Below are 16,536 nucleotides of genomic sequence, written 5' to 3'. Positions count from 1 at the left end.
TTAGTGCTTTTTTTATTATTCCGACCTGCATTACTTCATGCAGTGACGGCGTCTACATCCATAGCCTTTACCCCGGCAATTTTAAAGTGTGATCAGCAGACATCAATCCTCTCAGAGCATCTCGAAGAGAAATAATTGGAATTGTTTTAATGAAAAAGATCATGAAGAAAAAAAAACTATCAGCAGCCGAAAAGAAAAACATTGCGGCCCTGCTGGAAAAAGGAAAAACCTCGAAAATGCCGGTGAATATAAAACCAATGCTGGCAACATTGGTAAACGAGCCCTTTGATGATCCCAACTGGAGCTATGAAGTCAAGTGGGACGGTTACCGCGCGCTTTGCTATATAAATAAAGGAGAGGTTTCAATAGCGTCACGCAACAACAAGTCCTTTGCCGAGAAATACTACACGATAACCGATGCCCTGAAAAAATGGCCTGCTGCTGCGGTGCTTGATGGCGAGCTTGTCGTGGTTGGCACAGACGGCAAAGCCAATTTCAGCGCCCTGCAAAACTGGCGCAGCGAAGCTGACGGTGATCTTGTTTACTATGCTTTTGACCTTCTCTGGTACGACGGCGTTGATATTATGGGCCTGCCCTTCTCAGAGAGACAGGCCATCCTTGCAGCGGTGCTTCCCACAGATGACGACCGCATCCGCCTCTCACAGGTATTTACCAGCGGCGGGATCGATTTTTTTCAGGCGGCAAAAAAGATGGGACTGGAAGGAATTATGGCCAAAAGGATGACCTCTCTCTACACGCCCGATGCGCGCAACAGGGAATGGCTGAAAATCAAGGTGAACCTGAGACAGGAAGTGGTCATTGGCGGTTTTACAAGAAATGAAGGTTCTTCCAAACTGTTCAGCTCCCTTTTGCTGGGTGTCTATGAAAACGGACGCTTTGAGTATGTGGGTAAAGTCGGCACGGGCTTCAGCGACAAACTGCAGAAAGAGATGATCAAAGAGTTTGCGCCATTAATTACCAAAAAGATTCCCTTTGCATCGGAACCGGACATCAACAAGCCCTCACGTTTTCGTCCAAACCCTCCCAATGCGTCTGCAACGTGGCTTAAGCCATCCTTGGTCTGCGAGGTAAGTTTCGCGGAAGTTACCACAGACGGGGTTTTCCGCCATCCTTCTTTTGAAGGGATGCGCTCCGATAAAAAAGCGGGCGATGTGGTACGGGAGACTGCCGCGCCCGCGGCAGAAACCGTTTTGATAGCCGAAAAAAATAACGGTCTTGTAAAAGGTTCCGCGCGTTCCGGAAGCAAAACGCTGCTAAACCCTACAGAAGAAACACAGACCAAGAAGATAAAAGGCCACAGTCTCACTTTTTCCCATCTGAGCAAAGTGTACTGGCCCGAGGACGGCTATACCAAACGCGATATGTTCAATTACTATTACCAGGCAGCGGAATTTATACTTCCCTACCTTAAAGACCGCCCCCTTTCACTCAACCGTTTTCCAGGGGGCATACATGGAAAGAGTTTCTACCAGAAGGATGTAAAAGGAAAAGCTCCTGACTGGGCCAAAACCTTCCCCTACACCACCAGCGACGGAGAGGAAAAAGAGTTTCTGGTCGGGGGCGAGGAGGCGACACTGTTATATATGGCATCGCTTGGCTGTATTGAAATGAATCCGTGGTTCAGCACCATAAAACATCCCGATAATCCCGATTACTGTGTCATTGACCTTGACCCTGACAAAAGCAACACTTTCGAGCAGGTAATTACAGCCGCTCAAGAGGTTAAAAAAATTCTCGATGCCATGGAGATAACCGGCTATGTCAAGACATCAGGGTCAACGGGCATTCATATTTACATTCCCCTGGGCGCAAAATATTCCTATGACCAGTCCCAGATGTTCGGCAGGCTCATTGTGACCATTGTACAGGACAAGCTTCCGGACTTTACCAGTACAGAGCGCCAGATAAAAAACAGAAACGGCAAAATGTATCTGGACTTTCTTCAGAACCGACCTGGCGCAACCATTGCCTGCCCCTATTCGCTGAGGCCGAAAGTTGGAGCCACTGTTTCCATGCCGCTGCACTGGGAAGAAATCAAAAAAGGACTATCGATGAAGATTTTAATATTGAGAATTCCATTGCGCGTATGAAGACAGAAGGAGACCTGTTCAAAGGCGCACTTCAGAAAGGTATAGATATGAAAAAAGCCCTCGCCAAAGCCCAGAGCATTTTCTTCTGACAATCCTGACAGTGACCCCAGCATTGTTATACCGCAATTTTTACCCTAAATTGAAATTTATGACCTTAGTATACTTTCTTACCGGCTCGTACAAGGATCAGGACAATGATTTTGAACTTACTATTGCGATCCCTGAAAAATCTTCAGGGAAATCGCAGTTTGTTTTAGAACTTAATGATCTGTCCTCTCCAGATACGTTATCATGGCAGACTGAAAAGCCAACTTTTTTACTAGCCCTTGATGCGCTGGACGAATTTTTAATGGAAAATAATATAAAACTCTACAGCAAAATCCTCACCACGGAATTTCGTGATCAGTCCCTTGACAAGGAACTTGAAGGATTTATATTAAACAGGCTGGAATATTGAGCAGTGCTGACTGCTTAATCACAGTTCCAAATGACCAGTTTACAGCTGTAACGGCTTACTGCGGCCTTTTCAGCGGCAGGTAAATATTAAACCGTGCTCCATTCTCCGAACTGCCCCGTGCAGAGATCAGTCCGTGGTGGTTTTCAACAATTTTCATGCAGATGGAAAGACCTATACCGGTACCTTCAAATTCCGTCTTGCTATGCAGCCTTTGGAACAGTTCAAAAATTTTATCGGCCTGTTCTTCTTTAAAGCCAATCCCCTTGTCGCTCACTACAATCTTGACAAAGTCCACTGCAGCTTCAAGGCTAAGTGCTGTTTTTTCCTGATCAGGGACCTCGAAGGCTTCCACGCTGATCTGCGGGACGGACCCCGGACGATGAAACTTCAGCGAATTTCCGATAAGATTGCTCAGCAGCTGGGTTAACTGAAGTGGCTGTCCCGGAACTGTGGGCAGTCTGCCGACAGCTATAACAGCATCTTTCTGTTCGATAAGCAGTTCCATATCTGACAAAATTCCTTCAACGATTTGGTTAAGGTCTGCACTTACAATTTCTCCACCTGTATTGTTCAGCTGGGAATAGGCAAGGACATCTTTTACCAGGGCCTGCATCCTTTCTGAGGATTCCTTTATTTTTTGGAGCTGTCCCTGCGATTTTGCATCAAGGGAACCGCCTACTTTGGATTCGAGCATCTGTGAAAAAATGCTGATTTTTCGCAGCGGCTCCTGCAGGTCGTGCGAAGCGATATAGGCAAATTCAGCCAGCTGGGAATTAGATCGGCTCAGGCTCTCATTAGCCGATTCAAGCTGCTGGGTTCTCTGCTGAACAATTTCTTCAATTCTTCTCATCGCCAGCACCTGTTTTGTGACATCGTTTGATATGGCAATAACACCTAAAATTTCACCGCTTGCATCCCTGTAGGGTTCATAAATAAAATTCTGATAGACAATATCAGGATTTCCGAAGCGGATCAGGTGTACCGGCATCTCATTGGCAGTAAAAGTCTCCCCTGTTTTATATACATGGTCCAGAAGCGCTTCGAGTCCCTGCTCCTTTGCGTCGGGCAGCGCCTCAAAAATCGGCATGTTCATCACATCGCGCTCTTCCTTTCCCCAAAGATTAATCATACATTCATTTGCTACCTCCACGGTATGGGAAGGTCCAAGAAGCAGACACATACAGACAGGGGCCTGAAGGATGAGATTTTTAAATTCCTGCCGCGTCTGTTCGACTTTGACCTTTGCAAGGTTAAGGTCCGTAACATCTGCAGCTGTATTCAGCACGCCATATACCTGGCCTTCCTGGTTAAATAAAGGTGTAAAACTGTAGTTGAAGTAGAACGGCTGAAGATTTCCCTGTACCAAAAGGTCCACTCGCTGATTTCGTGCGCTAAAGGGCCTGCCTTCACTATACACTTCGAGCAGTTTTGGGTAAATATCCTGATTTTCCAGTTCGGGAAGCACATCAAAATAAGTTTTCCCTACAATATCGTTCCCCTTGCCCCAGACATCGATGATTGCCTGGTTGGCCATTGCAATGTGCATTTCTCTGCCTTGGTAAACACCGATTGGAAATGGCGCACTGGCCACAAGCGACCGGATTTGCTGCTCGCTCTGCTTTGCAGCGCTTATATCGGCGCAGATGCCAAGCACTCCCGCAACTTCCCCCGTATCCCCAAATAGAGGACTATAGGAGAAACAGAAAAACTGCTGCGCTTCCTTTTCATTTTCAGCTTCAGTAAAGCTCACCGGCTGGTCCTGGAAATTAACTGCTTCCACGCTCTGCATTACTTTTTGTATAACAGGCCCCGTGAGATGCCACGTGCCCGACCAGTTATCATCTGCCGGTTTTCCCACCGCCTGCATTTTTCCGATACCGGAGAGAAGCGGCACCGAGGCATCATTATGAAATTGAATCAGTTCGCTGCCCCACCAGAGAATCATTGGAAATTTTGATGACTGGACCATTGCAACGGCATTTCGCAGGCTGATGGACCAACTTTCCGGAATGCCCAACACATGCTGCGACCAGTCTATTTCTCGAAGGGTCTTGCTAATTTCATCAGAGCCGTTTAAAAAGTAATTAGTATTTCCTGAATTGTTATTGTGAAAATTCATACCTGAGAGAACGCTAAATTTTAAATTTTTATCACACTAGCACGCGGCTTTCTCTCAAAGATAATTTTTTTTCATATAAAAATAAAGCAATTACAAGTCAAATTATCAGCATAAAATCATAAATTGAGAGATTCTTATCTAAGAAAAGCGGAATTAAAGTAATTCATACTGCTAGCTTATATCTTTTTACCAATAAACTCGACAACGTACTTGTATTAGTCAAACAGGTACATCTCCATCTGTGCCCTTGTCGTCTGCCAGCAGGATGTGCCTAATTCTTTCAATATGCTCCTGGGTGGCTGCAGAACGCTCTTGGGCCGATTTGGATGTAGCACCGGACTTGCCCTGGGCAATGTTGTCCAGCAAGTTTTTACGCTCTTCAAACATTCGAAGTGCTGTCCACATCGTTTCCTCTATTTTCATGGTCTGTTCGGCCAGTAAAGTAGCGGCTGTGTAGGCATGTCCGGTATGGCATCTGAATCTTGAACTTTCCCCATCCCCCACTTTCCATAATACCCCGCCACATCCCGGGCAGTTGAACGGCACCTGACTGCCAAGTGTGTTTACTGAGGCAAGATCGCTTGTTACCCTGGTGGCTATGGCAGTCTCTATCAGTATATCTTTTGAAATCGTCCGCTGTTTTGCGGGATTTTTTGCAATGAGCTGATAAATAATTCCGCCCATTTCAGCGATAGGCAGAATATAGTCCGGTTTGATCTTATTGATTGCATTTTGAGGCATATCGGGATAATCGGCATCATTGGGATCCTGCACAATACATATGCCCCCACAACGTTTGATTACTTCAAGACCTGCAGTCCCGTCATCAAGATATCCTGTAAGCAATATTCCGATAACACCACTGCCATAGGATACTGCGGCCGAACGAAACAGTGGATTGATTGCCGGGCGTGAGCGGTTCTCGTGAGCACCTTTAGTAATGAGAATTTTTTTATCCTCGTCAATCATCAAATGATGATCCGAAGCAGCAATATAGGCACTGCCAGGCAATAGCCTGTCTCCACTTTTAGGATGCAGCACCTTTAATTTGCTGGACCTGGTAAGGTTATCGACCAGAACATTTCCAACTGCATCGGCAGAAATATGCTGCACAATTAGGATTGGCACGGGAAAATCTTCGTTGAAATGAGCCAGTAATTTTTTTAAGGCAGATAATCCTCCCGCTGAGGTACCCACCACTATTACATACTTGGAACCGATATCTGATGAATTTGCCATTTTATTTGTCCTGTTTGCGGATGATTTTATAAATGTACCATATTTTAATTCCATACTGCACGAAAGAAACTTTTATTAATCATACATAAATCAACTAACCTAACATTGTCCTGCAGCACGGTGTAAATTGCGAATTCAGTAAGATTCCTAAATTCGACAGATTTGGAGAATTTAAGCGTTTGTTAAGTTGATTTATTTTTTAGAAAATCCTATCTTTACACCATGAGAAAAAACGGAGAAATTGTTATTATTGAGGACGATGAGGACGACAGAATGTTCCTTAAAGATATTTTTGAAAGCCTGTCCTATACAAATAAGTTAGTTTTCATCGAAGATCCGACCCGGGCCCTTTCTTATTTGTCAAATCCTGCGGTCAATCCTTTTTTAATTATCTCTGATATCAACATGCCCAAGATGGACGGTTATGAATTGCGGACACAGATTCTTGCCGATAAGCATGTAAACCGAAAATGTGTCCCTTATATTTTTCTGTCCACCTCAAAAACCCCTGAGAATGTTTCAAAGGCTTATGAATACCACGTACAAGGTTATTTTAAAAAAGAGGATGATTTTACGATCTACAAAGCGATGATCCAAAGCATTGTGGAATATTGGAAAACAAGCCTGACACCAAGCAATTCATTATAAAGTTTCCACCCTGCAAAGACTTATCACTTAATTCTATAAACCTATAGGCAGCCTGCTTTGGAAACAGTATTAAACTACAATTTCATTAACCAATTTTCAATTCCTTAATTTTGTAATTTCTCGCATAAAAAATGTAACACGAACCCTTTAAGTTTTTTGATATTTGTAGCCTAACAACTGAAATATGAAAACTTTTATACGCAATAACGGACTCTCGATCTGTTTTATAATGCTATTCCTGGGAGCAATGGCCGGACAGGTTATTTTTGGGTTTGAAGAACACAATAAGGATTTTCTGGAAGAACATGCACCAGCCATTACCCTTGCCAGCTACTTTAGCTCGGGGCATTTCCTGCAGGCGACTTTTGAAAACTGGGAAAGCGAGTTCCTTCAGATGGCGCTTTTTGTAATATTTACTATATTCCTGCAGCAGAAAGGTTCCTCTGAATCCAAGGATTTTGACAAAGAGGAAGAAGTAGACAGAGAACCTTCAGCAAGTCGGAAAGATGCTCCATAGCCCGTTAAAAAAGGCGGATGGATCCTGGCGGTTTACAAACATTCACTTACGATTTCATTAATGATTCTCTTTATGGTTTCCTTTGCGGTGCACTTTTATGGCAGCCTCAAGGATGAAAATGAACAGTTGTCCCTTAAAGGCCTTCCATTGGAGAACGCTGCTGATTATATAAGGGACTCAAGATTTTGGTTCGAGTCTTTTCAGAACTGGCAGAGCGAATTTCTTTCTGTATTCGCTATCGTAATGCTTTCTATATACCTGCGCCAAATAGGATCCTCACAATCCAAGCCGGTCGATGCCCCAAATATGGAAACAGGAGAGTAAAAATATGAAGTAAAATAAAAGGATATGTCATCACAAACTATAATCAAATGCAGTGAGGCAATTGCAGCAAAAGGCTGGAGGATTGCCTTTGTCGAAAGCGCATCGGCAGGAAAATTAAGCGCTGATTTTTCTTTAACGCCCTTATCAGGGAAGATATTAAGAGGCGGGATCGTCTGTTATGAAGTTTTCGTCAAGGAACAGATACTTCTGGTACGTCACGCTTTGATTGAGCAGTATACACCGGAATCGGCAGAAGTTACCCAGGCGCTTGCCGAACGTGCCGCTGTCATATTCAATTCCGATATAACGGTGGCCCTCACTGGCCTTACCACGCCAGGCGGCAGCGAAAGCGAAGAAAAACCCGTGGGTACAATATTCCTGCATATTATCACCCCTGTGGGTGTCATCAAACACAGAGAAGTTTTCTGCGGCAGCCCTGAAGAGATTGTGCAGCAGGCTGCAGATAAAGCAGCCAGCCTAATTATTCAAAAAATAGGATAGGCAAATATTCCGGGGGGCCGCACTCCATTTTCTAATAAATTGGATCAGACTCGTTCGATATTTACATATATATACAAAACCCAACTATGCATCTAAAATTAATCATAGACCAGAGTTAGGAATCTGGAGGTCGACGCCAATATCTAATTGGAAGATCCGTATTAGCAAATAATTTCTTTTAATGCATTAATTAGCTCGTTATAACTGCTTGGCTTTTGGAGGCAGTACTCAGGCTCGAATGCCCCAGCAATCTGCCACATCACTTCTTTGGGATGTGTGGAATACAGTACAAGAGCAATATGCTGGGTTGCTCCTGAAGTTTTAATTTTTTGCAACAATTCTGTGCCTATCACCCCAGGCATATGAAAATCAAGAAATATAAGATCAGGAATAATTTGCAGATTTTCCAGCAGTTCAAGCACCTGAGAGCGATTCCCTGCAGTCTGAAGCAGTATGTCCGGTCTAAGTGAAGCAATAGCCTGCTGAAGAAATTCGAGATCATCCGGGTCATCGTCAATCAATAAAATAGTACGGTACATAGAAAATTATGTTTATATAGAGTATATACGAATTCTCAGCATCTATGGTTTAAGATAAGTTGTTCATATCTATATATAAAAAAACCTGTACTATAAAATAATACAGGTTTCATGAAAATCAAACAAATGTGGAATTGCAATAATTTGATTTACTCTTGATCTTCTTCGTTTGCATCGAAGTTGATTGTATTGTAAGCAGCTTCGGTAAGAAGCGAGTCGGCTTCTTTTTCTTCCGCCAAAGTTTTTTCAAGCAGCAAAACGGCATCGTCCTCACCCAGTGTCTGTGCAAAGGCAGCCAATGTTCCGTAAGTCGCAATTTCGTAATGCTCAATTTTTTGCGAAGCGGCAATAATGCCCGCATCACGTACAGGTCCAACTTCAGTTTCCTCCATAATGCTTTCTCCTTCTTTAATCAGGCCTTCCATCGCATCGCATTTTTTGGCCGTGGCTTTCTCGCCTACCAATGAGAACACCTCCTCAAGTCTGGCCACCTGCTCTTGGGTTACGGCAAGATGATCATTGATCGTTGTAATAAGATTTTCAGAGGTCGCATTTTTGGCCATCTTAGGCAGTGCTTTTGTTAATGCCTTTTCCGCCCAGTAGATGTCTTTCAGGGAATCAACAAATAATTCTCTAAGGCCTTCAGCTGCCGAAGACTTGGCTTTTACTGCACCGCTTCCGCTTTTAGATGCTGCTTTTTTTGTTTCACTGGCTTTCGATCCAGCTGTTTTCGTGGAAGCTGTAGTTTTACTTTTATTTTCAGATGCACTATTGCTTTTTGAAGCTGTCGTACTTTTTGTAGTCGTTTTCATAATTTTGATTTTAAGATTTTACCAAATATACAATGTACAGCAGCGTAATGTTTTACAAAATATTCCGACATCGTTACAGCTTTTTAATATTTAATGCAGCTGAATTCTATTCAGAGCGATTATAGACCGACTTTAACTACTTAACATGTCAGCTGAAAGCAAAAACATTATCCAATGGATAATGTTTTTACAAGAAAGTCTGTTTTTTGATATTATTTATTTTCTTGGCAATCTGGTGATCTTGGGAAGTATAATTGAGAACACCGCCCCTTTACCAAGCTTGGCATAGGCAAATATCTCCCCGCCATGATTTTGTACGATCTTCTTGCACATAGCAAGTCCAATTCCAGTTCCTTCATAGCTCGTTTTAGGGTGTAGCCTGAGGAAAATATTAAAGATTCTTTGAAAATACTCTTCTTCAAATCCTATCCCATTATCCTCTATTTCGATCTTGTAAAGATCCCCGATGCTTTTTCCGGGCGGGAAATAGTCTAAATCAGATTCTTTAGCCGCAACAGCGCGGATTATGATCTGCGGGTCGACACCTTCTTGGGAAAATTTCAGTGCATTGCTGATAAGGTTGCGGAAGAGCTGGGTCATTTCAATTGGATTGGCATCCAGTGTCGGCAGCTCCCCCACTGTTATCTTACCATTTTTTTCTTCAAGAAGCAGATCATAATCCAGAATAAGATAATCTATTATCTCATTTAGATTAACATGTTCAAATTTTTCATCGGCTGTGGAGAGCTTTGAATAATTAAGGACATCATTTATCAGGGTCCTCATACGCACTGAGGACTGCATAATTTTAGCCAGATAACTACGGACAGATTCTGCAGATTCTGAAGGAAGTGTATTTTCAAGCAGCTGGGAAAAAGTACTTATTTTTCGCAGCGGCTCCTGAAGATCATGCGAGGCAATGTAGGCAAACTGAGCCAGCTCTTCATTGGAATGCAAAAGCTGTACATTGGAATCCTGAAGGTCCTCGACAACCCTTGCCAGTTCCTGAGTCCTGGTGCGTACTTCCTGCTCGAGTGCCAACTGGGCTTCTATATGCAAGGTAACATCCTGAGCAGTACCATTCATGCGCAGCGGATTGCCCTCCGGATCAAAGATTGTTTTCCCCTGTGCATGCAGGATTCGTTTCTTTCCAGTTTCCGGATGGATTACCGTATAAATTTCATCGTAAATTCCTCCTGATTCAGCCTTCATTGACCAGGCAACTGCATCTGCCACCCTCTGGCGGTCCTCATCAGCGAGTATTGGAATAACATTTCCGTAATCATAATTGGACGGATCATACCCAAACCATTCAATAAGGCGATCGGAATATGCAAGGCCACCTGTTGCCGCGTCGATACTCCAGGTCCCGAGCTGCGCCAATTCCACTGCTCCTCTGAGCGACGCTTCAGCTTCCTGCTGTTTTAACCGGGCAAATACCTGATCTGTAACATCAATGGTAATACAGATTACGCCGTACGGATTCTTATTATCGTCAAAAAGGGGCTTATAGGTGTAATCATAGTAGCCTACATATGACACTCCCTCTTTAATGAGTTCTATACGCTGGGCAAAGGCCTCGAAGGTTTCTCCGGACTCCAATACCCTGCTGTACCTCTCGAACAGGTCCGTCTTCCTTAGTTCAGGAATGCTCTCCAGAATAGGTCTGCCTAAAATATCGTCGCCTCTTCCAAAAATTTCAAACATTTTTTCATTGGCCTCGCGAACGATCATTTCCTTCCCAATATAAACCATTTTGGCTACAGGGGATTTATAAAATATCTTTCTTATGAATTCCTGATTTTCCTTCAATAGCCTGCTGGCTTTCACCTGATGCGTCACGTCAACGGCAACGTCGAGAACGGCATACACATTTCCATCATCATCAAAAAGTGGCTTATAGGTAAAATCAAAATACAAAGTCGTGAGCACACCATGGATCATTAGATCGGCGCGTGCCCCTTTTTGCTCATGGAGTTTTCCAGTGCTGTAAACTTGTTTCAGTAATTCAGGGAAAGGCTGGCCTATCATTTCAGGGAAAACCTCCAGCATGTTTTTGCCCATTACCTCAGGTCCCCTGCCCCAATAATCCATAATAATCTTATTGGCGATATCGATTCGCATATCAGGCCCCACATACAGGCAGGTTCCCACAGGAGCTTCCTCTATAAGGGAGCGAAAACGCTTCTCATTGCTCTCTATGGTTTTACGTGCCAGTACCTGCTGAGTGACATCAATAACTACAGCCAGTACGCTGTTGGACTGATCATCTGAATCCCGCTGTGCCTGATAGCTGTAATCAAGATAAAGAATGTCAGTTCTTCCTCCACGTACTATCGCAACTGGCACCTCTTTTGCAGTAAAGGTCTCTCCAGTGTCCATAACTTTTTTGAGCTGCATATCAAATCCCTGTCCCACCAGCTCAGGTATAACTTCCAGTAGCGGCATACCTGAAAGATCTTCCACGGACCTGTCAACCAGGCTGGCATAAAAAGAGTTGGCCATGTCAAAGACCAGCTTATCACCACTGATAATGGCTATTCCAACAGGAGAGTTTTCAAATGACCGGAGCAGCTTTTGCCTGCTTTGTTCGAGTTCCATCTGTGCCATGGTGCTTTCAGTGACATCGTATGCCATATTCAGTACGGCGTAAACCTCGCCAGTGTCATTAAACAAAGGGGTATATGAGTAATTAAAATAATGCGTGGTGGTTTTTCCATCTTTCTCAATATCGGCCCGTGATCCGTCAGCGCGATATTCTTCACCGTTTTCAAATATGCGGTCCAGAATCTCAAAATAGCCCTGACCTTCAAGTTCAGGAACGCTTTTACGATAGGACTGGCCCAGTATATCACGGTCCTTTTTTAGATACCCCAGCATGACATCGTTGGCAACCCTGATCACAAGGTCTCTGCCCTCAAACAATGCTGTGGCAACAGGTGTTTTTTCTATCAAAGTCCGTAGCAGCCTTTCACTCTCTTCTATCTGCTGCTGCGCTATTACCTGCGCGGTAACATCCTGGCAGGTTACCATAACTCCGATGACCGTTCCGTCAGTTTCCTTGTATGGCTGGTAAATTAAGTTTAAATAACCCTCTTTTTTTATCCCCTTATGACTTACAGAATATGGCCTGCTGTATAAGTAAATTGCCTCGCCGGTATTCCTTACATTTTCAATTATAGGGCGATAAACCTGCTCGGCCTCCGGAATAACATCAAAAAGATTACTCTCCAGCAATTCGTTCTGCCTGATGCCCACTAAATTTGCATACGCATCATTCACAATTGCCACCTTTAAATCCGCACCGGTCAACACAATAATGCCAACTGTCGCCTGGCGTGTCAGGTTTAAAAAACGCCTTTCACTTTCCAAAATCTGTTTCTGGCCTTCGATGATATTTTGTATGTCCATGCAGAATCCCGCATATCCTCCATAACTTCCATCAGGCTTATAAAAAGGGTCTCCAACGGCATGGCACTGAATAATGCTGTGATCAAATTTTCTAAGGCGAAACACTACATCATAATGCCTTCTGGAAGAAACAGCTTTCATAAAAGCAGCTGCTGCATTCTCCCTGTCCTCTTCAATAATAGCCTCAGCCCAGCCATGTCCGAGCAATGCTTCGTACGGCATGCCCGTCCATTCCACCAGGGTATTATTAAGGTAAGTCAGCGCTCCGCTTTCATCCGAAAGCCAGAGTCCTGTCGGGGATGTATTGGCTACATTTTTGAATTTGAGATCATTTTCAATCTGATCCTTGTGCATTTTCTCATTGTGCTCCATTGATGCCTTTAGCTCTGCATTTGCTTTATCGAGCTGTTTCAGCCTTACAACAGCATCAGTGGTCTCCGTACAGGTGACCAGCACCCCGCCAATTGCACCCAAATCATCAAATACAGGACTGTAGCTGAATGTCCAATAGACATTCTCCAGACTGCCGTTACGGTAAATCGGTATAAGCTGGTTTTCCATCCAGGTCGATTCACCCCCGTCCAATACGTGCTGTATTAAGGGGTAAACTACAGGCCATATCTCAGGCCAGGTATCAGAGCCGTTTCCGCCCAGCGCCTCAGGATGTTTGCCCTGATTGCCCAGGCTCGGCCTGTAGGCATCATTATAGAATTGTATAAGTTCTTTACCCCACCAAAGAAACATGGGGAATTTGGAATTCAGTATTGTGCTCACAATGGTGCGCAGGCTTTGTGGCCATTGGTGGGGAGCGCCAATTGAGGTGGATGACCAATTATAATTTCTGGTGAGCTCACCCATTTCACCCCCGCCGCGGAGAAAATTCAGGTTTGGATCAGACAAAAGCATCGGTTTTTAGTAAATATAAGTGGTTAATAGTGTAGTCAGGTTCTGAAAATCATCAGGCTTAGTGATGAAATCTGCCGCACCCATCGCTATTGTCATTTCTATGATTGCCGGATCCGACGAAGTTGTAAAAATAATAACGGGGATATGCTCCAGGTTCTGTATCTGTTTGATCTGCGCTAGAAAATCGTGCCCGCTCATAAGGGGCATATTCAGGTCAAGAAATATAGCCTGAGCAGTTACAATACCGGACTGAAGATCACTAAGGGCCTTGCGCCCGTCAGTAAAAAAATGGCATTGTACAGTTTCAGAAATATGTTCCAGTGCAGCAAGGAAAATCAAATGATCTTCCTCGTCGTCATCGAGCATTATTATATTGTTAAACTTCATAACTCAAATATAGTAAAAAGCCTCCTGTTTATACCATTAAAATTTTCAAAGTACCGAAATTAAACCGCCTTGGGAGCTTTTAAATTGCGTGTTGAAAAATAAATAGTGAAATCAGATAAATAGCTAACTGTATTTATTTATAAATCTCACATGAAATTATGTAAGCTTTTTTCATACGTTTTTTCAAATTTACAGTTGTTATTTTCCATAAAAAAAATCGGTTCAATAGTCGCAAATAGGAAGAACGGAACTTAAACTATTTATAATTAAAATTCATTTTTATGCATACATTAACCCCATGGAGCGCAACGGCGCAGGAAGCTCTTCAAAACAATGAGATCCTTTTAGAAAAAACAATTCACAACCAGACCTATCAATTCTTTAACACCGGTGATTTCCTTTGGATCGTTGCGGTAACTCCGGAAAATAATAGAATTGCTTTCCGGGCAGCTTTTGCCATGAGCAGCTGTTTTGAAGTAGAAAATATTTTTGATGGTAAGGACACCATTGTTGTGTCACTGAACTCAAGGCTGGGAAATTGCGAAGTGCGCGTTAATTTTCCTGACAGCAACAATCCAATGCTGCACTACACTACTACTTTTACGGCCAGAATTCCCCTTATAATCCCATTTTGGCCGCGTGATGTAATGCCGCTTACCCAAAATGGAAGCGTGGAGAACACTTTTGGCCAAATCCATATGCAGCAGGCCGGTACCCGCACCGGGCTACTGTATGCCAGTATGAGCAAACCTAAAAAAGGATCATTATTTTACTTTCAGAACCTTACTTCAATATCGGCTTACTGTGAAGCGACCAAGACCGAATTGTGTGATGCGGTTGGGGGAAAATGGCCCGAAATAGGTTTCAGGCTTCCTCAGGCTGAAGAATCTCCTCTGCCAGCAGGAGTGGCCCTTGTTCTCTCGGATGCTTATATACTGCTGAGAGATGATTTCCCTGATACCCCTTCTGAGATCAGCGCTCAGTTTCTTTCCCATCTGGCATCGGTTTACAGCATTATGCCCAAACCCGAGCTGGAATACCATCACTGGCCGGATATAGCCCAAAAGGTGCTCCATGATTTGTATCACAACAAAGGGTGCTGGACACAGACCAACGGCTGCCCTTACCTGAATGCCTATCTGTGCGATTATGATACCCCCGGCTGAGAGCATGGTGCAGCTTGCCGTGTTGACTCCTTTTCACGAATACGAGAAATGGAACGGCACACAGGGAAATTTGTACGATGACCTGCTCCAGGGCTTGTCTGCATTCTATGACAAGCAGATTAATTCCATTAACCGATGGCTGCCCGAGCTGGAAGAAGACCTTGACAAATCCGAAGAGCAGAAAAAAGAAAAAGTTATGGACTCGTGGTACCTGCACCACCCGCTGATGAACCTCGCTAGGCTTGCCCTGCAGGGGGACAAAACCGCGAGAAAATTAGTTCTGGATTCCATAGAGTATGTAGTTAAGGTGGCGCATCATTTTAAATACGAGTGGCCGGTTTTTTACAAAATGGAAACACTTGAAGTGGCGAAGGAGGAAACAGCCGAAGGGGAAGGCGGAGAGAATGACGTTGCGGGATCCTATGCGCATTTGATGCTGTTGGTTTTCAAGCTTACCAAAGAAAAACGATATCTGGCCGAAGCGGAGAAAGGCGCCTCAAAATTGGCAGAATGGGGAACAAATGTTTTTTATCAGGCAAACAACACCGCTTTCTCGGCTGGCGCCCTGCTGGAGCTTTACAAGTTAACCAATAACAAAATATATTTGGAGACCAGTTACGCTTGTCTTGCGGGACTCTTCAGCAACATGCAGATTTGGGACTGCCAGTATGGTAATGGAAAAAACTATAAAAATTTCTTTTCCATATTCCCACTCAAGGATGCGCCGTACACCGCTGCTTACGAGGAAATGGAAGTCTATGCGGCATTATCTGAATATTTAATTCAGGCTAAAGATCTCGAGATCCTTCCCTCGCTTCGCATTTTAATTCCTGAGTTTGTTAAATATGCCGTCAACAGGATAGCCTGCTATTATCCCGCTCTGCTTCCTGAAGATATGCTCTCGGGCGAGGTAAAGACTGGGGAAATACAGCCAAATTTATGGGTGCCTCTTGAAGATTTATACACGGGATGGCAGGCGAGCGGACAGGTCGGACAGGAAGTTTACGGCGCGGGTTTAGCCTTTGGCATTGTACCGAGGCAGTACATAAAATTAGGGGACGACTTTCTTATTTTTATCGATTATCCCCTTACGCGCATTACCAGAAGAGAGGGCACTGTGATTATCACACTGGATGGAGACAGGCACCTGTCCTGCAGTCTTAAAATTATTAAAGGGGGAAACAGGGCTATTAAAATGGAAGTGCTTCACAATAACAAATCCTTGCAGCCGGTTGAAAAAAATGCTGATATGCATCAATACGAGATCCCAGGCCAGGGTGTGGTCAAAGTGCAGCTAATAAATTAAGGAATAATCCGCATCGTTAACTCGTCAAATTATATAAGGAAATACCAAAAGATTATAAAATGTAAAGCCATAGTAATTTTTAATTTTAGGAAA

12 protein-coding genes and 1 pseudogene are annotated in these 16,536 nt (G+C 43.7%); 7 read left to right on the top strand and 6 right to left on the bottom strand.

What is annotated here, in order from left to right; genetic code table 11:
• Positions 1–161 precede the first annotated feature (161 nt).
• Together ligD and EV144_RS21080 are read left to right on the top strand one after the other, a co-directional pair.
• Entirely contained in the window at positions 162–2,111 is a 1,950-nt protein-coding gene (gene ligD, locus EV144_RS21085) for a DNA ligase D (RefSeq protein ID WP_243854726.1), read from the top strand.
• A 148-nt stretch (positions 2,112–2,259) separates the two neighbouring features.
• Positions 2,260–2,568: a hypothetical protein gene (locus tag EV144_RS21080; RefSeq protein ID WP_134151116.1), complete on the top strand. Its 309-nt coding sequence runs from the start codon at positions 2,260–2,262 to the stop codon at positions 2,566–2,568.
• 55 nt (positions 2,569–2,623) lie between these two features.
• Here EV144_RS21080 and EV144_RS21075 read toward each other — a convergent pair whose 3' ends face one another.
• Together EV144_RS21075 and EV144_RS21070 are read right to left on the bottom strand one after the other, a co-directional pair.
• Positions 2,624–4,687, bottom strand: coding sequence for a PAS domain-containing protein (locus tag EV144_RS21075; protein ID WP_134151115.1), 2,064 nt, complete (start codon positions 4,685–4,687; stop codon positions 2,624–2,626).
• 219 nt (positions 4,688–4,906) lie between these two features.
• A complete protein-coding gene (locus tag EV144_RS21070) occupies positions 4,907–5,926 on the bottom strand; it encodes a chemotaxis protein CheB (protein ID WP_134151114.1) in 1,020 nt (339 codons plus the stop codon).
• Between the two features lie 222 nt (positions 5,927–6,148).
• Here EV144_RS21070 and EV144_RS21065 point away from each other — a divergent pair, with 222 nt between their 5' ends.
• The 3 genes and pseudogenes from EV144_RS21065 to EV144_RS21055 all read left to right on the top strand — a co-directional run bounded on the left by EV144_RS21065 (position 6,149) and on the right by EV144_RS21055 (position 7,916).
• Positions 6,149–6,574, top strand: a complete 426-nt coding sequence (locus tag EV144_RS21065) for a response regulator (protein WP_134151113.1) — start codon at positions 6,149–6,151, stop codon at positions 6,572–6,574.
• A gap of 184 nt (positions 6,575–6,758) precedes the next feature.
• Positions 6,759–7,415 (top strand): annotated as a pseudogene (locus tag EV144_RS24435) (DUF6766 family protein).
• A gap of 24 nt (positions 7,416–7,439) precedes the next feature.
• The gene (locus tag EV144_RS21055; protein ID WP_134151112.1) at positions 7,440–7,916 is read left to right on the top strand and encodes a CinA family protein; all 477 of its coding nucleotides are present in this window, start codon (positions 7,440–7,442) and stop codon (positions 7,914–7,916) included.
• 161 nt (positions 7,917–8,077) lie between these two features.
• Here the strand turns inward: EV144_RS21055 and EV144_RS21050 are convergent, their stop codons facing one another.
• From EV144_RS21050 to EV144_RS21035, 4 genes are all read right to left on the bottom strand, one after another.
• Entirely contained in the window at positions 8,078–8,455 is a 378-nt protein-coding gene (locus EV144_RS21050; protein WP_134151111.1) for a response regulator, read from the bottom strand.
• A gap of 149 nt (positions 8,456–8,604) precedes the next feature.
• Entirely contained in the window at positions 8,605–9,267 is a 663-nt protein-coding gene (locus EV144_RS21045) for a ferritin-like domain-containing protein (protein WP_134151110.1), read from the bottom strand.
• Between the two features lie 216 nt (positions 9,268–9,483).
• Positions 9,484–13,578 carry a PAS domain-containing protein gene (locus tag EV144_RS21040; RefSeq protein WP_134151109.1) on the bottom strand — a complete coding sequence of 1,365 codons (4,095 nt, stop codon included), beginning with the start codon at positions 13,576–13,578 and terminating at the stop codon, positions 9,484–9,486.
• Positions 13,579–13,590: 12 nt separating this feature from the next.
• Positions 13,591–13,950, bottom strand: coding sequence for a response regulator (locus EV144_RS21035; RefSeq protein ID WP_166670614.1), 360 nt, complete (start codon positions 13,948–13,950; stop codon positions 13,591–13,593).
• A 302-nt stretch (positions 13,951–14,252) separates the two neighbouring features.
• On the opposite strand from EV144_RS21035, the gene EV144_RS24380 reads away from it, so the two are divergent.
• Together EV144_RS24380 and EV144_RS24375 are read left to right on the top strand one after the other, a co-directional pair.
• Positions 14,253–15,137, top strand: coding sequence for a hypothetical protein (locus EV144_RS24380; protein WP_243854724.1), 885 nt, complete (start codon positions 14,253–14,255; stop codon positions 15,135–15,137).
• A complete protein-coding gene (locus EV144_RS24375) occupies positions 15,121–16,443 on the top strand; it encodes a hypothetical protein (protein WP_243854723.1) in 1,323 nt (440 codons plus the stop codon). The genes EV144_RS24380 and EV144_RS24375 overlap by 17 nt, the downstream gene beginning before the upstream one ends.
• The last annotated feature ends 93 nt before the right edge of the window (positions 16,444–16,536 follow it).

It is taken from the genome of Flavobacterium sp. 270, assembly GCF_004368785.1.
GTDB lineage: Bacteria > Bacteroidota > Bacteroidia > Flavobacteriales > Flavobacteriaceae > Flavobacterium.
Note: the sequence above shows the minus strand (reverse complement) of the source record. Positions and strands in the feature narration are given on the sequence as shown.